The sequence below is a fragment of the Sinorhizobium sp. NFACC03 genome, assembly GCF_900103435.1.
Classification (GTDB): Bacteria; Pseudomonadota; Alphaproteobacteria; order Rhizobiales; family Rhizobiaceae; genus Ensifer.
This window is the reverse complement of record NZ_FMXF01000031.1, coordinates 12,966-39,904: the sequence shown is the minus strand read 5'-3', so window position 1 is coordinate 39,904 and position 26,939 is coordinate 12,966. Positions and strand designations below refer to the sequence as shown.

26 protein-coding genes are annotated in these 26,939 nt (G+C 61.7%); 14 read left to right on the top strand and 12 right to left on the bottom strand.

Annotated elements, in window-relative coordinates:
* Window positions 1–2 precede the first annotated feature (2 nt).
* Window positions 3–251, top strand: coding sequence for a hypothetical protein (locus tag BLU35_RS28185; RefSeq protein ID WP_502688183.1), 249 nt, complete (start codon window positions 3–5; stop codon window positions 249–251).
* A gap of 112 nt (window positions 252–363) precedes the next feature.
* On the opposite strand, the gene BLU35_RS28180 is transcribed toward BLU35_RS28185, so the two are convergent.
* Window positions 364–1,959 carry a winged helix-turn-helix domain-containing tetratricopeptide repeat protein gene (locus tag BLU35_RS28180; RefSeq protein WP_176907470.1) on the bottom strand — a complete coding sequence of 532 codons (1,596 nt, stop codon included), beginning with the start codon at window positions 1,957–1,959 and terminating at the stop codon, window positions 364–366.
* 229 nt (window positions 1,960–2,188) lie between these two features.
* Here BLU35_RS28180 and BLU35_RS28175 point away from each other — a divergent pair, with 229 nt between their 5' ends.
* The 8 genes from BLU35_RS28175 to BLU35_RS28140 all read left to right on the top strand — a co-directional run bounded on the left by BLU35_RS28175 (window position 2,189) and on the right by BLU35_RS28140 (window position 11,294).
* Window positions 2,189–2,941, top strand: a complete 753-nt coding sequence (locus tag BLU35_RS28175) for an SDR family oxidoreductase (RefSeq protein ID WP_093235436.1) — start codon at window positions 2,189–2,191, stop codon at window positions 2,939–2,941.
* 102 nt (window positions 2,942–3,043) lie between these two features.
* A complete protein-coding gene (locus BLU35_RS28170) occupies window positions 3,044–4,138 on the top strand; it encodes an HlyD family secretion protein (protein ID WP_093235434.1) in 1,095 nt (364 codons plus the stop codon).
* Window positions 4,135–5,730 (top strand): MFS transporter, encoded by a 1,596-nt coding sequence (locus BLU35_RS28165; protein ID WP_093235433.1) that lies wholly within the window; start codon window positions 4,135–4,137, stop codon window positions 5,728–5,730. The genes BLU35_RS28170 and BLU35_RS28165 overlap by 4 nt, the downstream gene beginning before the upstream one ends.
* Window positions 5,731–5,844: 114 nt before the next feature.
* On the top strand, window positions 5,845–6,792 hold the full coding sequence (locus BLU35_RS28160; protein ID WP_093235432.1) for an MBL fold metallo-hydrolase: 948 nt from the start codon (window positions 5,845–5,847) through the stop codon (window positions 6,790–6,792).
* 146 nt (window positions 6,793–6,938) lie between these two features.
* Window positions 6,939–8,426 (top strand): cyclic nucleotide-binding domain-containing protein, encoded by a 1,488-nt coding sequence (locus tag BLU35_RS28155; protein ID WP_093235431.1) that lies wholly within the window; start codon window positions 6,939–6,941, stop codon window positions 8,424–8,426.
* Window positions 8,427–8,571: 145 nt separating this feature from the next.
* Window positions 8,572–8,982: a cupin domain-containing protein gene (locus BLU35_RS28150; protein WP_058323728.1), complete on the top strand. Its 411-nt coding sequence runs from the start codon at window positions 8,572–8,574 to the stop codon at window positions 8,980–8,982.
* A 58-nt stretch (window positions 8,983–9,040) separates the two neighbouring features.
* Entirely contained in the window at window positions 9,041–9,799 is a 759-nt protein-coding gene (locus BLU35_RS28145) for an SDR family oxidoreductase (RefSeq protein WP_093235430.1), read from the top strand.
* A 301-nt stretch (window positions 9,800–10,100) separates the two neighbouring features.
* On the top strand, window positions 10,101–11,294 hold the full coding sequence (locus tag BLU35_RS28140) for an MFS transporter (RefSeq protein WP_093235429.1): 1,194 nt from the start codon (window positions 10,101–10,103) through the stop codon (window positions 11,292–11,294).
* A gap of 9 nt (window positions 11,295–11,303) precedes the next feature.
* On the opposite strand, the gene BLU35_RS28135 is transcribed toward BLU35_RS28140, so the two are convergent.
* A complete protein-coding gene (locus BLU35_RS28135) occupies window positions 11,304–12,824 on the bottom strand; it encodes a PAS domain-containing sensor histidine kinase (protein ID WP_093235427.1) in 1,521 nt (506 codons plus the stop codon).
* 254 nt (window positions 12,825–13,078) lie between these two features.
* Here BLU35_RS28135 and BLU35_RS28130 point away from each other — a divergent pair, with 254 nt between their 5' ends.
* Together BLU35_RS28130 and BLU35_RS28125 are read left to right on the top strand one after the other, a co-directional pair.
* On the top strand, window positions 13,079–13,555 hold the full coding sequence (locus BLU35_RS28130) for a carboxymuconolactone decarboxylase family protein (protein WP_093235426.1): 477 nt from the start codon (window positions 13,079–13,081) through the stop codon (window positions 13,553–13,555).
* The gene (locus BLU35_RS28125) at window positions 13,556–14,857 is read left to right on the top strand and encodes an alpha/beta hydrolase (RefSeq protein ID WP_093235425.1); all 1,302 of its coding nucleotides are present in this window, start codon (window positions 13,556–13,558) and stop codon (window positions 14,855–14,857) included.
* 203 nt (window positions 14,858–15,060) lie between these two features.
* On the opposite strand, the gene BLU35_RS28120 is transcribed toward BLU35_RS28125, so the two are convergent.
* Genes BLU35_RS28120 through BLU35_RS28110 form a run of 3 tightly spaced genes read right to left on the bottom strand, consistent with a single transcriptional unit; the run spans window position 15,061 to window position 17,830 of the window.
* The gene (locus BLU35_RS28120; protein ID WP_093235423.1) at window positions 15,061–16,311 is read right to left on the bottom strand and encodes a Zn-dependent hydrolase; all 1,251 of its coding nucleotides are present in this window, start codon (window positions 16,309–16,311) and stop codon (window positions 15,061–15,063) included.
* Between the two features lie 26 nt (window positions 16,312–16,337).
* Window positions 16,338–16,985: a TenA family protein gene (locus tag BLU35_RS28115; RefSeq protein WP_093235422.1), complete on the bottom strand. Its 648-nt coding sequence runs from the start codon at window positions 16,983–16,985 to the stop codon at window positions 16,338–16,340.
* A 2-nt stretch (window positions 16,986–16,987) separates the two neighbouring features.
* A complete protein-coding gene (locus BLU35_RS28110) occupies window positions 16,988–17,830 on the bottom strand; it encodes a BtpA/SgcQ family protein (protein ID WP_093235421.1) in 843 nt (280 codons plus the stop codon).
* Window positions 17,831–17,855: 25 nt separating this feature from the next.
* On the opposite strand from BLU35_RS28110, the gene BLU35_RS28105 reads away from it, so the two are divergent.
* Window positions 17,856–18,755 (top strand): ribokinase, encoded by a 900-nt coding sequence (locus tag BLU35_RS28105; RefSeq protein WP_093235459.1) that lies wholly within the window; start codon window positions 17,856–17,858, stop codon window positions 18,753–18,755.
* A 28-nt stretch (window positions 18,756–18,783) separates the two neighbouring features.
* On the opposite strand, the gene BLU35_RS28100 is transcribed toward BLU35_RS28105, so the two are convergent.
* From BLU35_RS28100 to BLU35_RS28075, 6 genes are read right to left on the bottom strand one after another with little or no spacing between them, the layout of a single operon-like run.
* A complete protein-coding gene (locus BLU35_RS28100; protein WP_093235419.1) occupies window positions 18,784–19,551 on the bottom strand; it encodes a glutamine amidotransferase in 768 nt (255 codons plus the stop codon).
* A gap of 40 nt (window positions 19,552–19,591) precedes the next feature.
* Window positions 19,592–20,659: a phosphotriesterase family protein gene (locus BLU35_RS28095; protein WP_093235418.1), complete on the bottom strand. Its 1,068-nt coding sequence runs from the start codon at window positions 20,657–20,659 to the stop codon at window positions 19,592–19,594.
* 5 nt (window positions 20,660–20,664) lie between these two features.
* Window positions 20,665–21,666: an ABC transporter permease gene (locus tag BLU35_RS28090; protein ID WP_093235416.1), complete on the bottom strand. Its 1,002-nt coding sequence runs from the start codon at window positions 21,664–21,666 to the stop codon at window positions 20,665–20,667.
* Window positions 21,663–22,466 carry an ATP-binding cassette domain-containing protein gene (locus tag BLU35_RS28085; RefSeq protein WP_057248464.1) on the bottom strand — a complete coding sequence of 268 codons (804 nt, stop codon included), beginning with the start codon at window positions 22,464–22,466 and terminating at the stop codon, window positions 21,663–21,665. Before BLU35_RS28085 ends, BLU35_RS28090 begins: the two co-directional genes overlap by 4 nt.
* Window positions 22,466–23,422, bottom strand: a complete 957-nt coding sequence (locus tag BLU35_RS28080; RefSeq protein ID WP_058323717.1) for a substrate-binding domain-containing protein — start codon at window positions 23,420–23,422, stop codon at window positions 22,466–22,468. The genes BLU35_RS28085 and BLU35_RS28080 overlap by 1 nt, the downstream gene beginning before the upstream one ends.
* A 34-nt stretch (window positions 23,423–23,456) precedes the next feature.
* Window positions 23,457–24,479, bottom strand: a complete 1,023-nt coding sequence (locus BLU35_RS28075) for a LacI family DNA-binding transcriptional regulator (RefSeq protein ID WP_093235415.1) — start codon at window positions 24,477–24,479, stop codon at window positions 23,457–23,459.
* 342 nt (window positions 24,480–24,821) lie between these two features.
* Between BLU35_RS28075 and BLU35_RS28070 the strand changes: the two genes are divergently transcribed.
* A complete protein-coding gene (locus BLU35_RS28070; protein ID WP_353615053.1) occupies window positions 24,822–25,499 on the top strand; it encodes a dioxygenase family protein in 678 nt (225 codons plus the stop codon).
* A gap of 319 nt (window positions 25,500–25,818) precedes the next feature.
* Here BLU35_RS28070 and BLU35_RS28065 read toward each other — a convergent pair whose 3' ends face one another.
* Window positions 25,819–26,106, bottom strand: coding sequence for a DUF4440 domain-containing protein (locus BLU35_RS28065; protein ID WP_286161651.1), 288 nt, complete (start codon window positions 26,104–26,106; stop codon window positions 25,819–25,821).
* A 279-nt stretch (window positions 26,107–26,385) separates the two neighbouring features.
* Between BLU35_RS28065 and BLU35_RS28060 the strand changes: the two genes are divergently transcribed.
* Entirely contained in the window at window positions 26,386–26,895 is a 510-nt protein-coding gene (locus BLU35_RS28060; protein WP_093235413.1) for a PTS sugar transporter subunit IIA, read from the top strand.
* Window positions 26,896–26,939 lie beyond the last annotated feature (44 nt).

The window sequence follows — 26,939 nt, the reverse complement described above, 5'->3', positions numbered from 1 at the left end:
CGGTGCGTGACATCACGAACGTGATGATTGGCGCGACCGCAGGCGGACTGAACTCCATCTCCATGACACCCACAGAGGTTAAATTGATCGCCCTGTCCGGTGCGCAGCCGCTGCTGGACGTATCGGAGTACTGCCGGCGCGCGGGCATCTGCGAAGCCGAGGAGCGGAGACTGCTGTTGCTTCTAGGGCGACAGGCGTCCTGCCACGAACTCCAGATGAACATCGTACAGCGCCGAATGCGTGCACGTTAGCGAACAGTCAAGGTCGCCTTACCGAACGCACGCTCGCAAACCTGTCGTGGTCGAGGTGCCGGACAATTGCACAGCGCGCGCTCTGTTCATTACGCGCCGCAAGCGGCCATGGTCACTCCGGCAATCCTGCGAGCCGCAATCCGTCGGCAAACCGCTTGAAATCGTCCGGTCGATGGATCGGCAACCAATCGTGCAGATTGGAAACGCGCAACGCCGGATCAAGCTGCCTCAAGCGCTGCATATACCGACTTGCCTCGTCGGGACGGTTGGCAAGCGCATGGCTTGCCGAGGCAAGCGCGACTGCCACGAGCAAGCTCGGCAGGTTGGCGAGTGCCTTCTCGGCCCAGACCAGAGCATCTTCATAGTTACCGGAAAAGAAATGCGCGATTGCCGTTCCTGTCTGCATGCGGAACATCTCCGGGTCGAGCGGGCTCAGGCGAACGGCATGGGCGAGATCCTTGATGGCGCTCTCCGTTTCACCCCGAAAGACGCGCAGTACGCCACCCAGAAACCAAGCGAGTGCGAAGTTCGGATTGAGCAGTCGGGCCCTGTCGACCAACGCAATGCCGGCATCGAGGTCGTCGGCGAGATGACCGAGCGCGTGGCCGCCTCTCGTCAGCGCCACGGCATCGTCCCGGCCAAGCTCAACCGCAAGCCGCGCCAGTCGCGCGCCTTCGGCGATCTCTGCCGTGCGATCGAGCATCCAGCCGTTGAGCTTTCGCCAGAAGAAGCACCAGGCGGCGCCGGCATAGGCGGAGGCAAATTCATTGTCGAGCTCGATCGCCTTGTAGAACAGCGGCAGCGCAGCCTCAAGCGCCTCGCGGGTGCCGCTGTGCAGTTTTGCCATGCCACGAAGATAGTAGTCGTAGGCGTCGAGACTTTCGGTCGGCTTGCGTTTGGCGCGCTCCATCTCGATCCGTTCGAGTTGCGGCGAAATCGCGCCGACGACGCTTTCGGCTATCTCATCCTGCAGCTCGAAAATGTTGTCGAACGTGCCTTCGAAGCGCTCGGCCCAGAGATGCGCACCGGTCGTAGCATCGACGAGCTGGCCGGTGATGCGGACCTTCTTTCCCGATTTGCGCACGCTCCCTTCCAGAACATAGCGCACGCCGAGCTCACGCCCCGCTTCGGTCGCTTCCACGGCGCGGTCCTTGTAGGTGAAGCTCGAATTGCGCGCGATGACAAAGAGCCAGCGGAACCGTGACAGTGCGGTGATGATGTCCTCCACCACCCCGTCCGTAAAATACTCCTGCTCCGGATCGCCGCTCAGGTTCTGGAAGGGCAAGACGGTTATGGAGGGTTTGTCGGGCAGAGGGAGTTCCGGCGCCACCACGGGTGCATCTCCAGAGCTGCCATCGACGCGGCCCGAACCTTGCGAAAGGATATCGTTTCCAACATCGACAAGACGGACCTCGCCGACGAAGCGGAAGCCCTTGCGGGGGATGGTGCGCACCAGTTGCTGTTCTTCGCCGCTGTCACCAATGGCCTTGCGAACGGCGTTTATGTGGCTGGTGATCGTCGATTCCGAGACGATCCTGCCGCCCCAGATGGCGTGCAGCAGATCATCCTTTCCAACGACTCTGTCGCGATTCTCGATGAGATGCACCAACAGGTCGAAGACCTGCGGACCGACGGCGACAATCTGCCCGCTGAGCGTCAGTTCCCGGCGTTCCGGATCGAGCAGATAGCCTGCGAACTTGAATTGCACCTCAGCCCTCCTGGTCGACTTTCCCTGGCTGGCGATTGCCATCCGCGGACAACTGCCACGCCATCGCGTCGTTAGAGCATCCCCCCACGATCACACAACCGCTTGGACGGACAATCAAGCTATCCACAAGGGAAATTCAAGACAGGCCCAAGGACTTCCCTGTTGCATAGGAGCAGTCTCGGCGCAGATCGGCGGCAATGGTGCAGTCGAGAAGAAGCAGAGTGAACCCATGAAGATCGTCGTCATCGGAGGCACCGGCCTTATCGGATCGAAACTTGTGAAGAGCCTGCGCGAGCGCGGACACGATGTGCTTGCAGCCGCGCCAAATACCGGCGTCAACACGATCACGCGTGAAGGCTTGGCCGCAGCGATGGATCGGACCGATGTGGTCGTCGACGTCGCCAACGCGCCGGTTTGGGACGACAAGGCCGTCCTCGAATTCTTCGAGACGTCGGGGCGCAACCTGTTGGCCGCCGAAGCTGCCGCCGGCGTGCGTCATCACATCGCGCTGTCGATCGTCGGCAGCGAGCGGTTGCCTGATAACGGCTACTTCCGGGCAAAGGTCGCGCAGGAAAACCTCATCAAGGCAGCCGGTATCCCCTACACCATCCTGCGCGCCACGCAGTTTTTTGAGTTCGTCGGCGGCATCGCGCAATCGGCAACAGTCGACGGAGAGGTTCGCCTTTCACCCGCGTTGTTCCAGCCCATCGCCTCCGACGATGTCGTGGCGGCGCTTGCCGATATTGCACTCGCGCCGCCCGTCAACGGAACGATCGAAGTCGCCGGACCGGAGGCCATACCGCTCGACGAGGTGGTCCGGCAGTTCCTGCGGGCGATCAAGGATGATCGGAAGGTCGTCCCGGACGTTCACGCACGCTATTTCGGCGCACTCCTGGACGACCAGTCGCTGACCCCCGGCAAAAACCCGCGGCTCGGTGCAACTCGGTTCGACGATTGGGTCGGCCAACAGGTCGGACACTGAAATCGCAAGTATCGGGAATGGGGCCATGCTCGTGCTTCGACATGGGGGTCCGACATCCCATTTGCCGTGACGACGCCACGAAATCCAACAGGGACTGGGACAATGGATACGCTCGAAGACAAGATTGCCGCCGCCACCGGCACCGCCTCAGTCGGCGTCGCTCCGAAGCGATCCAGCAAGAAGAAGAAACTCGGCGTGTTGCTTTGCCTCGGCGCCGTGGTGGCCGTCGCAGGCGGCTGGGCCTGGGCCCGTCCGGGCAGCGAGGCGTCGACGGATAACGCCTATGTTCGTGGCGATGTCACCTCGCTTGCACCAAAGGTTGCCGGCTATGTCGTGGCCGTCGAGGTCCAGGACAACCAGAGCGTTCGGGCGGGCGAAGTGCTTTTCCGGATCGATGACAGGGACTATCGCGCTCGCCTTGCGCAAGCGGCGGCCAATGTCGAAGCTTCCAAGGCTCGGCTTGTCAACGTCGATGCGGAGACTGAGCTCCAGCACGCCCTTATTCGTCAGGCCGAAGCCCAGAAGCTATCGGCCATCGCAGAGATGAATCTTGCCGCCAAGGCATATGAACGCCGGCGCGAACTGATCCGCAGCAACACCATCAGTCAGGCGCATGTCGACGAAAGCGAAGCGGCGCGATCGAAAACGGAGGCAGGCGTATCTGCGGCCTCTGCGACGATCGAGGCGCAGAAGCAACGCATCACCGTGCTGGCGGCGCAGCGTGAAGCCGCCGTCGCGGCCGTGGCACAGGCAGAAGCGGCGCGCGACCTTTCTCAGATCGATCTGGAGAGCACGACCGTCCGCGCCCCGGTCGGTGGGGTTATCGGCAACCGCCAGGTTCGCGTCGGCCGGTTCGTCGCGCCTGGCACCACCCTGCTCGATATCGTTCCGGTCGACGATGTGTGGGTTGTTGCCAATTTCAAGGAAACGCAGCTTGAACACATCCAGCCGGGGCAGAGTGTTCGCATCACTATAGACAGCTATCCGGGTCAGACGCTTGACGGCACAGTCGACAGCTTCGCGCCGGGCAGCGGCTCAGCCTTCAGCCTGCTGCCGTCAGACAATGCAACCGGCAACTTCGTGCGCGTCGTCCAGCGGGTCCCGGTCAAGATCCGGTTTGCCAACAACCCTTTGACTGGGCGGCTGGTGCCAGGTCTGTCCGCAAGGGTGGACGTTGATCTCAGGAGCGGGTCATGACCAGGCACGTAGCCATCACCAGGAACCGCGACACGTCTGCGTCCGGAGTGTTGCTCGTCATAGGTATCGTGCTGGCGGCACTGACAGAGGCGATTGCGAGCACCGTTCTTTCGCTCGGACGCGGCGATATCATCGGTGATATCTACGCCACTCCGGACGAGTTCGCTTGGCTCGACGTCGGTTATACCGCCTTCAAGCTCATCGGCTTCATGGTCGCCGCTTCGATGCTGACCCGCATCCGTCCGCTCAGTCTTGTGATCGGATCGACGCTCATCATGGGGCTTGCGTCCGGGATGGCGTCCGCGACGACGTCGCTGGATCTTTTGATTGCCCTCCGGATCGTTCAGGGGCTTGCCGGCGGGGTCCTGCTCGTTGCAGGGCAGGCCACCATCTTCCTTGCTTTTCGGAGCGCCCATCAACCAATCCTTCAGGCGCTGTTTGCAATGAGCGCGGTGGTCGCGCCCGCAACGCTCGCTCCGACACTTCAGGGGTGGCTGCTCGACAGCCAGTCCTGGACCTGGATCTTCTACTGCAACGTCGTCCTGTCTCTCGGCGCTACCGGGCTCCTCTTGATGGTTGACGATGCGACACCCTTCATGACGAGGCAACGTCCATTTGATTGGGTCGGGATTACGCTCGTCTCGCTGGCACTTTTCTGCTTCACCTATGTCTTCAGCCAGGGAAGCCGCTGGGACTGGTTTGAACAGCCGCGCATCCTTTGGATCTCGGTGGTCGGCGTGGCCTCGCTATTCTTGTTTCTCGGGCAGCAGGTGCTGCGCAAGGGCACCGGCCTCCTCGATTTTGCCGTGTTCAGATCGGACGATTTCGCCTTCGCCTTCATCGTCAGTTTTGTCGCCGGCGCAGCGCTGTTTGGCAGCGCGTTCCTGATCCCGTCTTTTGCCGTCTCCGTTCTTGCTTTCACGCCGACCGATGCGGGCCTGCTGCTCCTGCCGAGCGGTACCCTCTTCGTCGGGGCCTTGCTTTTTGCCGCCTTTCTCATGCAGGTCCGTCGGCTTCCTCCGTTCGCGACCGTGCCCTTCGGTATCTTGATGATCACGGTGGCCATGTGGATGCTGTCCGGCTCGACCAGTGAAAGCGGTGCCGCCGACATGATGGCTGCGATCCTTTTGCGCGGCCTCGGCCTTGGTTTCCTGTTCCTGTCGATCACGCTGATTGCCTTTACCAATCTCGACAGGCGAAACCTCGCCTCCGGCATCGGACTGTTCAACACCGGGCGCCAGTTCGGCGGTCTTGTCGGCGTTGCCGGGCTTCAGACCCTTATCGACCATAACGTCGCCGCAAACGTCACGGTTCTTGGATCAAGCGTCAATGCGGGAGGTCAGGCTGTCATCGAACGTCTGGCCGGCACGACAGCCATGCTCGCGGCGCGGGGCATGGATGCTGTTCCCGCCAGCCGAGCCGCGATGGCGCTTCTCGGCCGCGCAGTCACCGGACAGTCAATCGTGATCGCCTTCGACACGGCGTTCACTGCCGTGGCGCTGCTGTTCGTTGTCGCAGCGCCCGTGCTCGTGGCCATCAAGGTCGGATTCGCCAGGCGAGCCAAAGCACGCCAAACGCACCCCGACCGTTGACCGAACGGACCGCCCTAAACCCAGGTATAGCTCGACCGTCAACATCGCTCGAACCTAGAGTCCAAGCCGTGAACTGTGAACAGTACTCTTCGATCAGGCAAACAGGAGGGCGTCATGTCGCCGCTAGAAGCAAGATCCCATACGAACACGACTTTGGAGCCCGCGCCGCCCGGTCGGTCGGCTCCAGAAGAGCTGGTTCCATCGCGCTACGCGGTGCAGGTCGGTGACATAGAGGTGCTGGTGGTCAGCGATGGGGTGCTGCCATTGCCAACCACGATGTTGGGACACAATGCCGACCCGGCCGATCGGGCAGCCTGGCTTGGAGACATGTTCTTGCCGCAGGATGCTTTCGACTGGTCGCTGAACGTGGTCGTGGTGCGAAGCGGTGCCCAAACCATTCTCATCGACGCCGGGCTCGGCATGGATCCGGACCTGAACCTGCCGCGGGCGGGTCAGTTGATCAGGCGCCTGGAGGCTGCGGGTATCGATCTCGCATCAGTGACCGACGTGGTTCTTACCCACATGCACATGGACCACATTGGCGGACTGCTCGTCGATGGCGTGAAGGAGCAGCTGCGCCCGGATTTGCGGATCCACGTGGCGGCTGCCGAGATCAAATTCTGGGAATCGCCGGATTTCTCGCACGCGGTCATGCCGCAGGGTTTCCCGGACGCGCTCCGGGCAACTGCCAAGCGCTTCGTGAACGAGTACCGCAACCATCTTCGACCGTTCGAGGACGAGTGCGAGGTCGCGCCGGGCGTGGTTGCGCAGCGCACGGGCGGCCATACGCCCGGGCACTGCGTGGTCCGCGTGGCCTCGGGAGGCGACCGGCTGATGTTTGCCGGCGATGCCCTGTTCGCCGTCGCCTTCGACCATCCCGACTGGTACAACGGCTTTGAGCACGACCCCGAGGAGGCTGCTCGCGTTCGGGTGCGTCTCATGAAGGAACTGGCCGAGACAGGATCGTCGCTGGTGGCCACGCACCTGCCTTTCCCGTCCGTCGGACATGTGGCGATCGATGGCGATCGCTTCCGGTGGGTTCCGGTATTCTGGGACTACTGACGTCTCCAATTGAGCGAGTGGCGCGCAAGAACCATCGGTTCGCGTGCATGGCGACAAGGGCGGGTTCGCCCTTGTCCTTTTCAGAGCAAGGTGCCGCTAGCCGGCTGTAGCGGAGGGAGAAACGCTGCCTCGCCACGGGAGTGGAAATGGACCAGCAAACGCAATTGTTTCCCGTCCTCGTCTGTGTTCTGGGCATCGCCGGAATTGTCGTCTGGCATCTGCAGGGCAGGGCGCGCCCAACGGCGCGGCTGGTCGTGCAGATCGCCTTCTTCGCATCGATGACGGCAGCGCTCGCCTTCGGCGGCCTCAATCCGTTTCGCTACGACCGGACCGATCTCGATGGCGCGCAGACACTGCTCGTGACGGCAAAGACGCTCTGGTGGGTTCATCTCTCCTGGGCGGTGATCGGGTTCGTCCGGCTTTACCTTGTCCTCGACGGACGGCCGCGGGAAGCGCGACTGATCCAGGATCTGGTGGTCGCCGTCGTCTATCTCGGCGTGCTGCTCTCTGTCCTGGCATTCGTCTTCGGTGTGCCAATAGGGGGCCTGCTGGCGACATCGGGCGTCATTGCGATCATTCTCGGCCTCGCGTTGCAGAGCACTTTGGGTGACGTCTTCTCGGGCATAGCGCTGACCCTCGGTCGCCCTTATGTCCTTGGTGATTGGATCTGTCTTAATGACGGAACGGAAGGCCGGGTGGTCTCAAGCAACTGGCGGTCGACGCATCTGCTGACCGCGGCCCACAATCTCGTGGTCCTGCCCAACAGTGTCCTGGCAAAGGTGGGGCTGACCAACATCAGCCAGCCCGACGAGAACCACCAGATCGTCGTGTCGGTTCGCGTGGCTCCAACCCGCATGCCGCACATGATCGTCGACGTGATGCATGCTGTCCTCGACAGTTGCAACGCGATCGTGAAGCAGCCGGCTCCAACCGTCGGGCTTGTGGGGATCGATGCCAGCGCGATCACGGTGGAGCTCCAGTTTCGGGTCACCAGCCCGGCGCAGCGCGGCCCAGCACGCAACGAAATCATCGACCTGGTCTATCGGCATTGCAGGGCGCATGGTGTGCAACTGGCCCTGCCTGCCGAGAGCCCGCTGATGCAGGACCTTCGCATGTCCGACCCGCAGCACGCCGTCGCGACGGCACAGGACCTCATCGACGCGATCCCGATCTTCTCCAATCTCAGCCAGGAAGAACGCGATACGCTTGCGGCCGCGGCGACGCCGCGCAGCTTTGCCGCCGGAGCCGAAATTGTCAGAGAAGGCCGGTCGCTCGAAAGCCTGATGATGATCAAGAACGGCGTGGTGGCGATGAAGAGCGGCGATGTGGAAATCGCGCGCCTGGCCCCCGGTGATTTCTTCGGCGAGGACGGCCTCTTGGCCGGAGTGAAGGAGAAACACGACCTCCATGCCGTCACCCGCCTTACGGTCTATGAAGTAGATCAGGCAGCATTCGCGCCGCTTTTGTCGAAGCGCCCGGAAATTGCGGAGGATCTGGCAATCCACCTGGCGCAACGGGAGGCGATCGGAGCAAGTTCGGAATTGCCAGCGAACCAGCGCGAGCGACGCAAGCTGGACCTGCTTCATGCGATCCGATCCATCTTTCGAAGCCAGCGTGAAAGCGCGAACGGTTGAAGCGGAGACGCGGCAGTTCGCACCCGGGCACAACTTCTGCCGAGACAAAATCGCCGCTGCGGCAAACCTACGTATATCTGTTTCTCTCCGGAGGTCGGCCATACGATCCCACGCATTGCCAACAACGTGAATGGAGGAGAAATCCATGCGAAAACTAGCGATTGGCTTGCTGTTTGCGACGCTGATCACCGGACCGGTAGCGGCCTCCGACGAGCCCTATAATGCCAAGGTCACAGTGGTGTTCGACCACGCCCTTCCGAATGTGCCGGGCAAGAGCATGCGCGGCGTTTTGGTCGAGTACGGCCCGGGGGGCCACAACCCGTCACATACCCACCCCAAGAGCGCTTTTATCTATGCGACGGTGATCGAGGGCAGCATCAAGAGCCAGATCAACGACGGTGCGGTGAAAGTCTACAAGACCGGCGAGAACTGGATCGAAGTCCCAGGCGATCATCACCGCGTAAGCGCGAACGCCAGCGATAGCGAGCCGGCGAAGATCCTGGCTGTTTTCGTTCTCGATACGACCGAAACGAAGATGGTGCTGCCCGCAAAGTAAAGCCCTTCTTCCCATTCAAACACGGTGATCCATAGACGAGCTTGCAAGGAGCAGAACCATGAAAATCGTCATTATCGGCGGGACCGGCCGCATCGGGTCAAAAGTCGCAGAGCGCCTCAGAAGCAAGGGCCACGACGTCGTGCAATCGGCGCCGTCCACGGGCGTCGATACACTGACTGGTGAAGGGTTGGCCGAGGTGCTCGCCGGCGCTCAGGTGGTGCTCGACGTCAGCAACTCGCCATCCTTCGAACCGAGCGCCGTGCTTTCGTTCTTCGAACGGTCGACCTCGAACCTGCTTGCGGCGGAGCGGGCGGCCGGTGTCGGACACCACGTCGCGCTCTCCATCGTCGGTATCGAACGGTCGCCCGACAATGGCTATTTCCGCGCCAAGGTCGCACAGGAGACCCTGATCAAGAAGGGCGACGTTCCGTACACCATCGTAAGGTCGACGCAGTTCCTGGAGTTCCTCGGCGGCATTGCCGATGAGGCAACGGTCGACAGGACCGCCAGGGTCTCGTCCGGCGCGTTCCAGCCGATCGCCGCAGACGACGTCGCGACCTTCGTCGCAGAAGCGACGATCGGCAAGCCTGAAAACCAGACGATCGAAATCGCCGGGCCCGAAAAGAAGCCCATGAGCGAATTCATTTCCGAGTATCTGGCAGCTGTCGGCGATGGCCGAGAGGTTGTTGCCGACCCGGACGCCAAGTACTTCGGCACGCGCGTCGACGATCAGTCACTGGTTCCTCTCGGATCCGCCAAGCTGGGTCAACTCGACTTCAGGACATGGAATGCCCAACAACCTCAGGCGGCAGCCTGAGATCTTTCCGTCGAGGTCGATGCGGCGACGAGACGCGCACCGGCCCCGACGCCTTTGTCTCCGGTGCGGCCACGCGCTCGAGGCAAAGAGAGAATCCAAGGTTTACGATCCACGTCTTCATCGGTCATGATGGAAATGGCGGCCGGCGACCGTCTCGAAGCTCGCAGAGGCTGGTTCGCGCAGACTTGATGTTCGACAGAAACCCGACCAGTACCGGACCCGTGCCGGCAAATCGCCGGCGCACCTGATATGAAATGCCAAGGTTATTTCGACGAACAGGAAACGGTCGGGAGACCGGGCCATGGCCAATCTTTCAATCGAACCCGCCGCGTCTCGCGACCCGCTTTCACTTGTGGTCGGTGCAACAGCCTGCCAGGTGATCGGTGGCCTCGTTCCGCAAATGTCGCCTTTTGTGGTCGCGGGACTGATTGACGGTCTTGCGCTGTCCGAGCGCGACGCCGGTATTATCGCGTCGGTCGAACTCCTGGCGCTGGCCGTCACCGCTATCCTCGTCGCGCCAGTGCTGCCGCGACTATCCTGCCGGCGCGCCGGGATGTCTGCGCTTGTCGTGACCCTGGCGGCCCAGGCCGCCTCTGTCGTATCGGACGGATGGACTTCGCTGGTCTTGTTGCGCGGCATTGCGGGCATCGGTGAGGGAGCGCTCTATGCCATGTCGCTCAGCCTTGTCGCGTCGCATTGCCGCAATCCCGAAAGGATCTTCGGTCTGTTCCAGCTCGTCTGGGCAATCGGCAGCGTGGCGCTCTTTGGCATCGGCGGCGAGGTGACAGCAGCCTATGGCCACCGAGGGATTTTTGCGCTGTTGGCGGGTTTGACGCTGGCCTTTTCTCCGCTTCTTCTTCTCATGCCGGATCTCAAGACCCTGAAGCATCCGGTCACCCGGACGCCACCGTCTGTGCCGCTTTTCGGAAGCCTGCTGTTTGCTGCGATTGTTCTTTACGTCGCGGTCTCCGCCGGTCTCTTTGCCTTCAGCGGACCGATGGGCGAGCGCATCGGTCTGGACACGGCCGCGGTCGGATACATCCTCACCGTGTCGACCATAGTTGGCCTTGCCGGGGCGGGCGCGGCGACGGCACTGAACGTTCGCTGGGGACGGACGGTCCCGATCTCCGCATTCTGCCTTGGCTACGTGGTGGTGACGCTCGTCTTTTGTCTCTGGGAGAACGCGGTTGCTTACAGTGTTGCGGTCATCGTCTCCGCCGTCCTTTACTACTTTTCACTGCCGTATCTTTTCGGCCTGGCCGCAGCGCTGGACCAAAGCGGGCGCTGGGCGGCCGCAGCCGGGTCGGCGTATCTGCTCGGATTTGCCGCCGGGCCAGTCTTTACAGGGGCCGTGATTGCAGCGTCGGGGTATGCAAGCCTCGCGGCGGTCTGCGTTAGCATGACGATTGCTGCCTGGGCCCTTGCCGTGTCCGTCGTCGCCCGCGCCACCAACGGACGTCGCCTGGTCGGCCGCCTCCCCAATTCGCCGGCTTAGGTTGATATCCTAGGTCGCCGAGGCGACGGGCAGAGCGAAGGTGACCGTCGCGCCCAATGTCTCGTTGTTGGCCACCCATAGCTTCCCGCCATGGGCTTCCACGATCGATCGGCAAATCGGCAGTCCCATGCCCATGCCGTTGCCCTTCGTCGTAAAGAACGGTTCGAACACGCGCTCCGGATCCTTGAATCCGCTTCCGGTGTCCTCGACCGAGATCCTGATGGTGTCGAGGTGATCGTGGCTGGACACGATCTTCAGTGAACGCAGGGGGTTCGTCGTGTCCATGGCCTGGATGCCGTTGCGGATGAGGTTTACCAGGACCTGCTGAACCTGAACCCGATCGAGCGCCACTTTGGGAAGATGCTGGTCCAAAACCAGGTCGATGCGGGTCGTCGTTGCAGCGATCTCATCTGACATCAGATCAAGCACCTCGTAAACGAGGCGGTTCACGTCTTCGACCGCCCGTGACTGCGGCTGGTGTTTGAAAAGCGCTCGGATGCGGCTGACAACCTCGACGGCCGCCGCAACGTCCAGGGTGATGCGCTCTGCTGCGCGCTTGCCGCGCTCGATGTTCGCAGGCTTGGCCGAAAGCCAGCGCAGGCATGCGTCAGCGTCGGCGGCGATCGCCGCCAGCGGCTGGTTGACCTCGTGTGCGATTGAAGCGGAAAGCTGCGACAGATTGGCCGCCTGGGTCGCCCGCGCAAGCTTCTCGGCCGAACGGCGCAAGGCAGCCGTTGTTTGCACCTGATCCTCGATATCGTGGCAAAGGCCGAACCACTGGACGATGTTGCCGTCCTGATCCCGCATGGGCTCCGCACGGCCGGACATCCAGCGATAGACGCCGTCTGCCCGAAGCAACCGGTACCGCATCGAAAATCGCTCCCCGGTCGCAAGGCAGCGGGTGAGCTCGGCATAAACAGCGTCCGCGTCGTCCGGATGGAAAATCGTATCCATGACGGATGCAACGTCACTCACGTTTGAGAGATCAAGACCCAGATAATCCGCCATGCGCCGGTTGACGAGCGTAGTGGTGCCGTCGGGTGTCAGGCGCCAAAGATTGCTCGGAACCATGTCGACCAGCAAGGATAGCTCGACCGAGCGAACACGCAGGCTCTCCTCGGCCTTCTTCTGGTGCTCAATGTCGATGGTCTGCCCATGCCAGACCGTAACGCGACCGTGTGCGTCCTTTGACGGTCTGCCCGACGCGCGAAACCAGCGAAACGCGCCGTCCGCGCCACGCAGACGGTGCGCGCTGTCAAACGGCTCGCCGGCGTCCATGCTCCGCCGCCAGGTCGTCGCCACAAATCGCTGATCGTCCTTCTGGATGCGTTCAAGCCACGCACCGTAGTCTTGCAGGCCATTGCCGAAATATGCGTCCATGCTTCGGTTGCGATAGATGAACCGGCCGGCCGGATCCATCGACCACATGTGGCCGGGGACGTTGTCGAGAAGGTCAAGTGCGAACTCGGCGCTGTTGCGAGTATGTTCGCGAAAGGCGGCGTCTTTCCTTAGTCCGTCGTCGTTGGACATCTGTCGCTCCGCAGAAGACGACGGTCAACAAAAAAGGACTTCACGCCGAAGCTCGGCGGCGGACCGGCAGCCTTGGTGAATGGATGGCCGCATTATATCCCGAAGGCCCTCGTTTTCAATCTGACCTGCTGGAGGCGGGCGGCCCGCGATCGTGCGGCGCATAAACGGATGTATAGCTGCCGCACGCGGCGCGCTTCCGGCACGATAGCAAGCGACCATAACGGTCGGTTATGTCAGGCGGAGGACGAAGCAACATGACCCAGCGGTTCAATTATTCCAAGCTTTCGCCCGGCATGGTCAAAGCCATGATGGCGCTCGGCAACGAGATCAGGAATGGCTCGATCGAAGAGACGATACTCATCCTCGTCGACATGCGGGCGTCCCAGATGAACGGATGTGCGTTCTGCATCGATATGCATGCCAAAGAAGCGATCATCCATGGCGAGCGGCCGCTGCGCCTGTTCCATATCTCGGCCTGGCGTGAGTCCACCTTGTTCTCGCCGCGAGAGCGGGCCGTGCTTGCCTGGACGGAGGCGCTGACGAAGCTCGCCGACGGTGGCGTTCCCGATGAAGTTTACGACAGAGTGAGGGGTGAACTGTCCGAGCAGGAGATTTCCGATCTCACGTTCCGGATCATGGCGATCAATGCCTGGAACCGCATCAGTGTCGCGGCCCGCGCCGTTCCTGGTTCCGCCGACAAGGCTTACGGGTTGGACAAGGCCGGTCTCTAGATGGATATCTGTCGGGCAATGGCGGGCCTCTTTATGCTTGCCTGCTTTGTCGGCTGTGCCGCGCAGCGGGCCGAAGTCACAGTGCAGCCCGTTGCCACATCACCGGCGTTGCAAGGCGGCCAGCCTGTTCGAACGCAACAAGGGTCCGGGGCACAAGACCTCCTGTACATCACCGACAGAGAGCCGACCGCCGGTTCCGGCAACCGGCTGTCCTACGGTGCAAAGCGGGCGATCTACTTGAGCTTCGGATCGGTATCGATCGCCCCAAGACGCAACGCTTCTGCCGGCAGGAAAGAATTCCGGGTCGACGCCGTTTCCGAGGCCGGCCGGTTTCCGGCAACGCCCTACGGCGTCGTCGCGACGGCGAACGGACTACGCCGCACTCCGCAGGCGGTCGTGGCGCATGAACAGGCCGTCGCGTCGCTGCAGGCCGAAATTGGCCGGCGTCTCGCAACGGCCGAACGCAAGGAAGTCGTCGTCTTCGTTCACGGATACAACAACAGCTTCGAAGATGCGGCACTCGCCACCGACGAGATTTGCCGATCGCTGCAAAACCAGTTTGTCTGCATTGTCCTGACATGGCCCGCCGGAGGCGCCGGCGGTTCGTTCTTTGGCTACAACATTGACCGCGAGTCGAGCGAGTTTGCGGTTGCGGACTTCAAGAAGGCCGTTCGCGTCATCGCCGGAACGAAGGGTGTCGAGAGGCTTCACCTCCTGGCCCATAGCCGTGGAACCGACGTGCTGGCGAGTGTCGTCCAGCAGCTTGCCATCGAAGCGTATGTCAGCCGATCCTCGCTTTGGCAGCGGTACAAGATCGCGAATGCTGTGTTTTTCGCTCCCGATATCGATCTCGATGTCGCGTCTTCCAAGTTGTTTGCCTGGGTCTCTGACCCGGACCTTGCCTTCGGAAGCAAATCGACCCCAAGCGCATTGCCCTCGCAAGGCTCCATGCACCTTACGGTCTATTCGTCTCCAAGGGATGAGGCGTTGAAAGCCTCGACGCTGATCTCCGGCAGCGCGTTGCGGCTTGGTCAGCTCGCCGTCGGCAACCTTCCCAATGACAGGAGCGAGGCGGCGTCCAAATGGGCAGGATCGCACATGGGAGGGCTGGTCGATTTCGTCGAGTATTCCGGCGGCAGCGGCTTTATCGGCCACAGCTACTTCTTGTCCGACGCTACGATCAGGACAGACCTGGTTGCGCTGATCCGCGACAGAGCCAAGGCCGGTGACCCCCGACGCCAGCTCGTAGAAATCAAGCGCCCATTCTGGCGAACGTCGGATGCTCAACAGGTGGCGCGATGATGGTTGCAACGCGTCGGGAGTTACTGTTTACCCCAAGACTAGGCTGCCTCGTTCGTCCCGGCTGAAATGTTGGGACCCGAGCGTTCTGGCGGTGCGACGCCGCTGTTCGCGCGCTTTTGGTCAGTCAGAAAGGGCTGCGTGGTGAATGGAGGCGCGGCTCGGCTGCCTCACCATCACTCGGGTCACTGATCTCGCCCCGACCGTCATGCGCTTAGGACAATCGCTTCCATGGTGGCTGCAAGCAGCATGCGCGCACCTGTTACGGAGTGCTCTGGCTCGACATATTCGGCCTCGTTGTGGCTAAGCCCATCGCGGCAAGGCACGAAGATCATGGCCGCCGGCGCAACACGACTGACGAACAAGGCATCGTGGAAGGCGCCGGAGAGCATGCGCTTGGTCTTCAATCCGAGCGACGCGGCGGCGCGATCGAGGCCGGCCAGCAGGTCTTCCGAAAAGGCAGCCGGCGGCATGTCGAAGATCTGCCTCAATTCGCTCCGGCAGCCGGCGGCTGCGGCAGCTTTGTCGCAGGCGCGCCGAATCTGGTTTTCCAACGCGTCGATGACTGTCGCTTCCGGATGCCTGAGGTCGACGGTGAATGTCACCGAGCCCGGAATGGCATTCACCGAACCTGGCTCGACCGCAAACCGGCCGACCGTGAACCGGGCCCGCGGATCGTTCAGCATCGTGCCCTTGTAGAGCGGCTCGAGTGCGGCGACCGCCGCCGCCATCGGATCGCGACGGAACTCGAGCGCCGTCGTGCCGGCATGCGCCGCCTGGCCCGTGATCGTCACCTCCAGCCACCGGGTCCCCTGGATGCCGTGGACGATGCCGATCGGGATATTCTCCCGTTCCAGCGACGGACCCTGCTCGATATGGAGCTCGATATAGCCGGAGATCGGGACGCCGAGCGGGCGCATTTCGGCCTCCGGCAAGGCGTGCAGCGTTGCCTTCAACTCCTCGACGAACCGGGCGCCGTCGCGACCGCGAAGATCGGACCAGGCGTCAGGGATCGTGGCCGCGGCGAAGGCCATGGAACCCATGGTCCCCGGTTGGAACCGGCTTCCTTCTTCGTTGGTCCAGGCAACGACCTCGATCGGCAGATCCGTTTCGATCCCGGCATCCTCAAGGCTTTCCATCACCTCGAAGGCCGAAAGGGTTCCCAGAGCGCCATCGAAGCGTCCGCCGGTCGGCTGGCTGTCGAGGTGGCTGCCGATGACGAAAGGGGGCTTTTCGGGAAAGCGGCCTTCGCGCCGGATGAACAGGTTCGCCATCGGATCCTGAAACACGCGAAAACCGCGCGCGAGCGCGCGCTCGGCCAGAAGGCGCCTTGAGGCGCGATCTTCGGCCGACAGGGCCTGTCGGTTGACGCCGCCGGCAGGCGTCGCCCCGATCCTTGCGAAGTCATCGAGGCGCTGCAGCAGTCGCTTGCCGTCAATTTCGATGCGAGAGGTCATGGTCGGCTCCTGACAGGTCGTCCCGATCAGCCGTAGGCTGCGTCGTGAAAGGCGATTTCCAGTTGCTGTGCGCGCCCGAAGATAGTGCTCAGACGTTTGCGCTCGGGAACGTCGAGCGTGTCGCCGGCGGCGTCGAGCTCTTGCTTCAGCCACTTCGCCTGCGCCGCGAAATCATCATCCGCATGCATTTTGACCCATTCTTTCAGGTGCGGATCGGCAATGTTTGCTTGCGCAGCCCTTTTCGACCAGGTCCAGTACATCCATTCCGCGGCGAACATGGCGGCGACGGTGTCGAGGAAGCCTCCGTTGCGGACGATATCCAGCATGCCCGTTCGGAAAGCCTCGACCTCGGCAACATCGAGATCGTAGGCGCCGGGATCGATGCTGCGCTCGGCAAAAATCCGTTCGAAATAGGCAATCTGCTGGTTGGCGAGCGCATCCAGAACGGCGATCAGCCAGCGCTTCTGTGCGATCGTCTCAGCCTTCGCCGTCGCAAAGGCGAAGATCGAGATCGCGGTTTCGACGAAGGCACCCTCATAGACGAGATAGCGTTCGAAAACTCGCGGGGACAGGCGCTCCAGCACGATGTCGTCGACGAAGCGATGGTTCACCATGGCTTCGAAGACGGCAGCGTTTTCCCGCAGGATCTGTTCCGAAAGCGTTTCAGCCGCCATCGTCATGCCTCCAGCGCGGGTTCTGCGGCGGCGCGGAAAGCTTTGACCCGCTCGATGTCGACCGGGTTCCACCAGACCCCGCCCTGCTTCAGCGACGAGGCAACGATCACGCCGTTGGTGCGCTTGAGTATTTCGACGATGTTGTCCTTGGTCACGCCCGAGCCGACCAGAAGCGGCAGATGCGTGGCCGAGCCGATCTCTTCGATTTCCTCTATGGTTGCCGTGTTGCCGGTGCGCTGACCGGTGGCGATCACGCCGTCGGCATCGAAGAAGGCGAGGTCACGCGTCAGTTCCTGGATCGACCGGTCGGCGACGATCGCGTGAGCGCCATGCTTCACGTGGCTGTCGGCAAAGACCTTGATGTGCTCGGCGCGCAGCAGCGAACGATATCGCATTGCTTCTGCCGCACGGCCCTCCATGAAGCCTTCATTGGCGACATAGGCATTGGCCCACTGGTTGACGCGGATGAACCTGGCGCCGCCGGCCATGGCGACCGCAAAGGCCGGGATCGGCGCATTGGCAAGGACGTTGATGCCGAGCGGCACACCGGTGGCCCGCGCGATCCGGTCGGTGACGACGGACATGAAGGCTGCCGTTTCGTGGCCGATATCTTCCGGTTTGGAGAAGGGCACGTCGCCATGATTTTCGATCATCAGGCCATGCAGGCCACCCTCGACCAGCGCCTCGGCATCACGCATGCAGGCATCGTAGATGGTCGACATATCGGCGCCCCGATAGCGCGGCGCACCGGGGAAGGCCGGGCAATGGATCATGCCGATCAGAACCTTGTCAGTCCCGAATATTTCCCTTATGGCGCTTGAGGACTTGTCAGATATTTCCTGCATTTCTCTCCCTTTCGAAGGTATGTTCATGCACGCTTACGTAATCGGTAATGTGACGGTGGACGAGACCATCGCCGTGTCGGAAATGCCGGCCGCGGGCGCATCGATCCATGGCAGCCAGCGATCCCGGGATCTTGGTGGCAAGGGCGCGAACCAGGCGGTCGTGATGGCCCGGACGGGCCTGCCGACGAGCCTTGTTGCCGCTTTCGGCGACGGCTTTCGCGCCGACATGATCCGCCAGCACCTGGCGAGCGAACCGGTCGTCAGTCGCCTTGTGCCCATCCCCGGGAAGTCCACCGACTTCTCGATCGTGCTGACCACACCGGATGGCGAAAACGTCAACATCACCACGACCGACTGCGCGCAAAACCTCACGCTTGCCGATGCCATCGCGCCCTTCGCCAATGCCGCTCCCGGAGAACTCGCGGTGCTCCAGGGCAATCTGTCCGACGAAACGACCCGAGGCGTGCTTAAGGCCGCTCGCACCCGCCGAATGACTACTGCCTTCAATCCGTCTCCCTTGCGTCCCTATTTCAGCAACCTGTGGCCTTTGACCGACATCGCCTTTCTCAATGAGGGCGAGGCGCAGGCAATGACCGGCACACGTGGCGAAGAGGCTGCCCGCAAGTTGCTTGCGGCTGGCGTTCGCGAAGTCGTCCTGACCTTCGGCGGCAACGGCGCCATGCTTGTCACAGCCGAGGGCAGCGTCCGTGTTGCTGCCGTCGAATGCGACGTCGTCGACACGACAGGTGCCGGCGACACGTTCATGGCGGTGGCGCTGGCATCCGCGGCACTGCGTGGCAGCGGCCTCGACAAGACCGCCATCGAACATGCGACACGGGCTGCCGCCATCACCGTCAGCCGCCCGGGCACCCGCTCGGCGTTCCCCTCGGTCGAGCAACTGACGGCGATCCTCGCCGCGCGCTGAGTTTTCAACCCAGCGCGCTTTGCCGTGCCTAGCGCGCCGTCTCCGTCATCCATCCGAGGATGTTCTTCCAGAGGCGGCCGTAGCCCTCCCACTCGCAGAATGCCGGCGACAGCCAGTGCGGGCCGATATCGGACGTCCAGGCGGCGGTGCGGCCCTTGCCGAAGCTGCCAAGGACGAGCAGCGGGTGGCCGCCCTGGTCTGCCGGAAGACGGGCGATGACCTCCGCGCCCGGGCGCACCTCCACTTCGTTGACGCCGAGTAGCAGCGGCCAGTCGCCCGAAAGCCCCGCCATGGTCGGATGATCCGGCTTGACGACGTCGGCGACCGCGCCTTCCGGGATTTCGACGCGGTCGTCATAGGGAAGGCAGGTGACGGGAAGCGCGTCTTCGACCGCCGTACGGCGCCAGCGCGCCTTGCCGTCGATGCCCTGGAAGGAGAAGTAGCCGCCGACCATCAGCAATGCGCCGCCTTTTTCCACCCAGGCCTTGATCAGCTTCAGCCGGTTCGGAACGGTGCGGGAGTGCAGCCACACGGCCGGCGGCAGCAACAGCGAGTTGGCGCCGATGTCCGACAGGATGATGGCGTCGTAGGCGTCGAGGCCGGCCATCTCATAGGGGAACTGCTCGACCGCGTCGTGCGCGGTCATGTAGGTCAGCTCGAATTCGCTGCCCTTCAGCACCTTGACGAGCGGTTCCGCCCCGAGATGAAAGGTGACGCTGCCGAACTGGTCGAAACCCTTGTAGTGGGTGGCGGAGCTAACCCAGCTCTCGCCGACGAGAAGTACTTTCTTGGTCATGGTCTATCCGTAGGTCTTGAATTGCGTTTGGAGCCGACTGTCAGGCTCCGGTTTGGAATACCGAGCGGGGGTTGCCCCGCATCATCCGGTCGAGCGAATCGTCGTTCAGTCCGTGTCGTTTGAGGCGCGGCAGGAAGTGGCGCAGGACGTAGGCATAGCCGTTGCCTCCGTAGTGGCTGAGCATCATCTTCAGGAACACGTCGTGCGAAAGCAGGATGCGGTCGATGTGGCCGGCCTCCACCAGCCTTGCGATCGCCCGTGCGGCCTCCTCGTCGCTCGGGCATTGCACCTGCTGATCGGCATAGAAAAAGTCCATGCCGATCATGTCGTATTCGATGAACGCGCCGCGGGCGGCAAGTTCGCTCTGGTATGCGAAATCATCGTGCGACGGGTTCATGTGGCAAAGCACGGTGTGGCGGAGATCAGCACCTTCTTCAGTGATGACATCGAGCACGCGATGGCCGAGCCGGAACCAGCCCGGGAGATGCACCATCAGCGGCAGACCGGTTCGAATCTGCGCCCGGGCCGCGCCGCGCAACGACTTTTCCTCCGCCGGGCTGAAATCCGCGGAGACGCCGATCTCACCGATCAGCCCGATTTTCACATCCGTGCCATCGACGCCTTCGATCGCCTCGCGAACGATGCCGTCGGCGATCTGGTCGACGCTCATGCCGGCTACCTCGACCGGATGGGAGGAGGCGAGGTAATATCCCGCACCCATCACGATGTTGAGGCCGGTCTCCCTGGAAATCCGCCTGAGCGCCAGCGGGTTTCTGCCGATGCCCTTGCAGGTGGGTTCGACGACCGTGCGGCCCCCTTCGGCGGCGAAGGCTTTCAGTTCGTCGATTGCCAGGGGTTCGTCGTCAAGCGTGATGTTGTGCTTGTTGACGAAGGGATCCTGGCGCAGTTCGCCGAGGATCTCCATGCAGACGAAACCTTCGGCGAGATACTGACGCTCCTTCGTCTGCGGCGCGTTCCACCAGCAGCGGCAATCGTTGAGGATATGCTCGTGCATCAGCGTGATGCCAAGCTCTTCCGCATCGATCGCCCCCGTCACGGTCATCACCTTGCCGGATCGCACATGTGCTTCAGACAGTTCTTGTGTCATGACGGCTATCTCTTCTTGCCGCCGAAGCGAAAGTTGGCGGTGAAGATCCGGGTGTTGAGCCAGATCGCGACGAGAATAATCGCGCCTGTCACGATCTGCGTGAAGAACGGCGAGATATGCATCAGAATCAGGCCGTTACCGATGACCGCAATCGTCATGGTGCCAAGCACGGTGCCGAGGATCGTGCCGCGACCGCCCATCAGCGACGTTCCGCCCAGCACCACCGCGGCGATGACCTGCAGCTCGAATCCGACGGCCGCATTCGACGAGCCGGAGCCGAGCCGTGCTGCGATCAACAGGCCGGCAAGGGCGCAGGCAACCCCGGCGATCATATAGACCGAAGCGATCACCCATTTCGCTGGCATGCCGACGCGACGGGCGGCCTCCATGTTGGAGCCGACTGCAACGACCTGGCGGCCGTATTTGGTCGAGGATATGACGACATAGCCTGCGACTGCGACCGCGACTGCGATCAGCGCCGGAACGGGGATGCCCAACAGTTCGCCGCGGCCAAGCATGAAGAAGCCCGGTGCGTCCTTGATCGGGATCGAGTAGCCCTGCGTCAGATAGAGCGCGAGCCCGCGCAGGATCGACAGGCCAGCAAGCGTGACGATGAACGCCGGAATGCCCTGATAGGCGGTGAACCACCCCTGGACGAAGCCGAGAAATGCGCCGAAGAAAAGCATGGCGACGACGACCAGAGGCCATGGATAGCCCATCGCCATCACAATGGCGGCAACCGCATTGACCAGCGCGACCTGCGAGCCGACCGAGAGGTCGATACCGCCGGTGATGATGACAAGCGTCATGGCGACCGCGACGATGAGGATCGGCGCCGCCTGGCGGATGACGTTCAGAATGTTGCCGAGCGTCATGAACGTGTCGGTCGTGGCAGCGAAGAAGACGACGCAGGCCAGGAAAAAGAAGGCGATCGACAGGACCTGGGCGTTTTCAGACAGGAAATCCGCCGCCGGCGAGCCTTTTGCGCGTTCGGTATAGGCCGTCATTGCTTGGCTCCTTCCCCGACGATCAGCTTGACGAGGTCTTCCAGGTTGGTCTTGCCGATTTCGCGCTCGGCCACCTTGGTGCCTTCGTACATGACGGCAATGCGGTCGCAGACACGGAACAGGTCCTGGAGGCGATGGGTGATCAGGATGACGGACACGCCTTTCGCTTTAACGCGGTTGATGAGCGCGAGCACGGCTTCGACCTCCGCCACAGCAAGTGCCGAGGTGGGCTCGTCCATGATCAGGACCTTCGGATTGAACGAAGCGGCACGCGCAATCGCGATCGCCTGGCGCTGTCCGCCCGAGAGTTGAGCGACCTTGCCGGTCAGCCGCGGAATGCGGATTTCCAGAGCGTCGAGCATCTTGCGGGCTTCGGCGAGCATGGTCTTCGTATCGAGAAATGGCCCTTTGCTGATTTCTCGACCGAGAAAGAGATTGCCGACCACATCGATGTGGTCGCAAAGGCTCAGATCCTGGAAAACCATTTCGATATTGCGGTTGCGGGCATCAGCAGGCCCCGAAAACCGAACCTCTTCGCCTTCCAGAGTAATGGTCCCACCATCGGGTATGTAGGTTCCCGAGATGACCTTGGTCAGCGTCGATTTGCCGGCGGCGTTGTCGCCGACGAGGCCAAGGCACTCGCCGGGATAGATGTCGAGGTCAACACCACGCAGCGCCTGGTGCGATCCGAACGTCTTGATAATCCCCTTGAGGGACACGCGGGGACTGGCACCGGTGCGGGAGGGCAGAGCCCCCCCGACACCAGCGACAGCGGGAGGATGCTGTCTTTCAGTCGTCATCATTTGAAGATCGCCCGATATGGCTCGACGTTGTCCTTGGTGACGATCGTTACCGGCACGGCGATGGTCTTCTCGACGCTGCCGCCGTCGGATACCTTCTTCAAGGCGTCAACGGCAGCGGCACCCATGGCGGCCGGATCCTGCTGGATTACGGCGGTGACGTAGCCGGCATCGATGCCCGCGATCGCCTGGGCCGTCAGGTCCCAACCGAAGACCTTCACGCTATCCTGCTTGCTCTGGCTCTCGACCGCGGCGATGGCACCCATCAGGGCTGGCTCGCCGGTCGCGTAGATCGCCGTCAGGTCAGGGTTGCCGGTGATCAGGTTCTCGGCGGCCGAGAGCGCGTTGTCCTGCACATTCTGTCCGTCGACGACGCCGGCCGAGCTGATGCCGTCGACACCCTTGATGGTCTTTTCAAATCCCTCCTGGCGAACGTTCTGGATGAAGGAGTTGAGCGCGCCGACGACACCGATCTTGGCCTTGCCGTCGGCATTGGCCTTGACGTAGTCGAGGAAGAACTTGCCCATATCAGCACCCGCCGTGGCGTTGTCGACGCCGATCTGCGCCTTTTGCGGGCCCTCCGGCAGGATCGCGTCGATGGCAACGACGGGGATCCCGGCTTCGGCCGCCTGGTTGACGGCCGGCATGATGCCGTTGACGTCGATTGCGACGACGGCGATGCCATCGACCTTCTGCTGGATATAGGTCTCGATCGCGCTGTTCTGCGCGGCCGGATCGTTGTTGGCATTGAAAATGACGAGCTTCGCGCCGGCGGCGTCGGCCGCCTTCTGCGCGCCTTCGTTCATCTGATTGAAGAACAGCGCCTGCTGGTTGATCTGCACGAGTGCAAAGGTCTTTTCGGCGGCAAGAGCCGGTGAGAGAGCCGCGCCGAGGGTCGTCAATGCCGTGAAGCCAAGCGTGGCGACTAAGGTCCTGCGTTTCAAAGTCCAATTCATGTTCTCATCCTCTGTTGGTTCTCCATTGCGTGATTTATCGTTTCGCAGGCGGAGCAACGGATTTCCGCACGACGATTTCGACCGGCAGGAGCTCCTCGATGGGAGCCTGCTTGTCCTGCCAGTTTGTTTCGAGAAGAAGGGAGAGGGCACGCTCGCCGATCGCGCGGACCGGCTGGCGAATAGCGGTCATGGGCGGACCGAAAAGGTGGAGCGGGCCGACATCGTCGAAGCCGATGACCGAGACGTCGTCCGGGATTGACACCCCCTGGTCACGGAAGACCTCGATCATGCCAATGGCGATTTCGTCCGAACTGGCGAAAATTGCCGTTGCCGGGCGGCCTTCCTCGATGAAGCGCTTTGCTGCCTGCCGTCCGAAAGCCACCGTGTAGTCGCCAGCGTATTTAGAAAGACGGAAATCCTCGCCAAAAGCGTCGCGCAGCGCCCGTTCAAGACCGTTGAAGCGCCGACGTGAACTGATCATCGCTTCCGGGCCGCCGACGAACAGTACATCTTTGTGCCCGAATTCGGCCAGATGCCTGCCGGCAAGCGATCCGCCCAGCTCATTGTCGCAGAACAGCTTTGGCGCCTGAGCACCCGGAACGTCTTCGTCGGCGATCACGACTTTGCCGGTTCGGTTTATCAGGGTGGCGAGTTGACCGTCATCCGGGTGGTTGGTGACGAAGATCAGGCCATCGACGTGATTGCGCTCGATGAGCTGGAGATAGGCGACCTCGCGACCGGCGCGGTTGAGTGTCGCGTAAAGAGAGACGGCAAGCCCGCGAGTATCCGCTTCTTCTTCGACCGCGGCCACGAGCGTGGCGAAGAACGGATTGGCGATATCCGGAACGACAAGACCGATCGTATCGGAACGACCGCGGCTGAGCCGGCGGGCATGCGGGTTGGGCTGGTAATTGAGGTCGTGGATCGCGTCGGAGATCCGCTTCTTCGTCTCGTGAGGAAGGTCGAGCGATCCGTTCAGCAGCCGCGAGACCGTCGTCACGGAAACGCCGGCAGCGCGGGCTACATCCTTGAGGCTTGTGACGCGTCGTGTGGTCACCTTGGCTCCATCCCTTGCCGTTGTAAACCGATTTACTAAACCGCTTTACAATAAGATTTCGACTTTCGTGTTCTGTCAAGATAATTTCTCTGCTCCGGCGAGATATGTTGGCACGGTGTCGTTGTGAGGACGCGAGCGCGCTGCCTTTTATGAAAGCAGGCTCGGCCAAACGATTAGAGTGGTCGAGAATGTCGATTCCCATCAAGGCGTGAGATTTGGGTAGCTTTCGACCTAAAGCAGACGACGTCAATGGAACGGCATTGCTACTGCTCCAAGTCAGACACCAGATGCCGGCGTGCAAACCGTGTAGACCGGCGACGCTTCAGCAGCAGCCCTCGCCTGATGAAGTTGCCGGTCGCGAATTCTGGTAATGTCCGCCCCACTTCTGCCCAATGGGGCCGCAACGATCTTGGCTTCCATGTTTGGAGATACAACGCCATGCCGACCCGGCGACATTTCCTTATCAGCTTCGTCGCCACGCCGATTGTGCTGCCGAGACTCGGCCATGCAGCCGGCTCTCCGGTGGAGTTGCCGCTTACGGCTAGTTGCGGTGATGACCACGAGTTGACGCCGGCACAGACCGAAGGCCCGTATTTTACGCCGCAGAGCCCTGAAAAACAGGACTTCGCGAGCGATGCACCGGGCGGTGAAAGAATGACACTTGTTGGCTACGTGCTAACCAAGGACTGCCAACCGGTAGCAAAAGCGTTGATCGAGCTATGGCACGCCGATGAGAGCGGCACCTACGACAATAGCGGATACAAACTCCGCGGACATCAATTCACGGATGCAGAAGGCAAATGGTGGTTCGAGACGATCGTGCCTGGACTCTATCCTGGTCGCACCCGGCATTACCACGTGAAAGTCCAAAGGCCTGGCGGGAACGTGCTGACGACGCAGCTGTATTTTGCCGATGAGCCGGACAATGAGCGTGACCGCATATTCAACGCAGACTTGTTGCTCGACATCAGAACGACGAGCGACGGAAAATTCGGCCGTTACGATTTCATAGTGGCGTAGCTGGCGCGTTGCATCCAGCCTTACCGGCTCTACTCGTTGGCCGCTGCCACGGCAGCGGTGTGGCTCCGCGAATGCACATCGGTCGCCATCGCCTTGCGTAGAGCCGAGACGCTGATGTCCGGTTTGAGAAGAGGACGGACGTCGTTCCAGAGCCCGAGCGCGAACAGTCGGATCGGGCGTTGGTTCCCCAGCCAAAGTCAGGGGTTGAGTAGCAACGGAACAGAAAACCTACATAAGCTCCGGTTCGTCAGGTGATGATGGTTCCTTGGTGGAAGACGATCTGCCATACACACAAAGCGTCGTCCTGCGAGTTCGCCTGTCAGGCCTGCTGAAGGACATAGTTGAGCTGGTATAGGTTCTCAGCAAGCTGCCGGATTGAGAAATCAGTGCACGACAAGTCGTCAGGTTCCTGCGTTTTGTAGCGTTCCAGGAGGTTTTCGATGACGAAATCGCGGCCATAGATTTTGCCACTTGCGCCGATCTCCCAGAAATCATCGGCCGTCATTTTCAGAAGATCTTCCCGGCTGGTGCCAAACTCCCGCTGATGGAAGATCGGTTCGCGGGCGGCGAGCTCACTAAGAATGGCATCAAGATTGGATTTCTGCATTCCCGCTCCTTATCGGCCTGCTTTGAGGCCGCCGCGATCGCCGCAACAGACCCCGGTTTAATGTAACCCGCTTCCACGTGTCTGGCCGCGATTGAGCGTCGGTCGTTTGGCGACCAATAAATACTTCTTGAGGACGGTCGTCCCCGCTCCGAAAGACTATTGGGCGTTTGCTGCGACGTCGCTTGAAATCGGAGGCACAAGGCACCAGTTCAAAATTGGGCAATATGGAGTGAAACCAGCGCGATCTTTGCCGGCCAGAGAGAAGCGGGGGAGGAGAAAATGAATAATGAAAAACTCGGCTTCGAAGATGATTTGATGCTCGGCGTGCCGGCGGGGGGCGGGCGGGCGGTTCTCCAGGCCATTTCGTCTCACCTAGCGCAGCGCACTCGCGTCCCAGCCAGTGTCATTCTAGACGGCCTGCTCGACCGGGAGGCTCTTGGTTCGACGGGTTTCGGGGAAGGCTTTGCCCTACCGCACGCGTTTATTCCGGGTTTGATAACTGCGGCTAAAGTGCTTGTTACCCTGCGCGAACCGATCGAGTTCAACGCACCCGACGACGAGCCAGTCGATATCTTTCTCGCGGTGATATGGCCTTACGGGCAACATGAAGGTTTCTTGCAATACCTCTCCAAGCTTTGTCGTGTCTTTCGCTCAAAGAAGTTGTTGGCGGCCCTGCGAGGGGTACGATCTGAAACAGAGGCCTTAATCGTGCTTTCGGCGGCCGTTTGCACAACTGCTCCAAGTGCGCAAAGCTCTGTCACAGCCTCATATGGTGCGCCTCTGCGGTAGTTCGATGCCCTAAATCGCGTGATTGGCGCGTTCGGTCGTCGCTT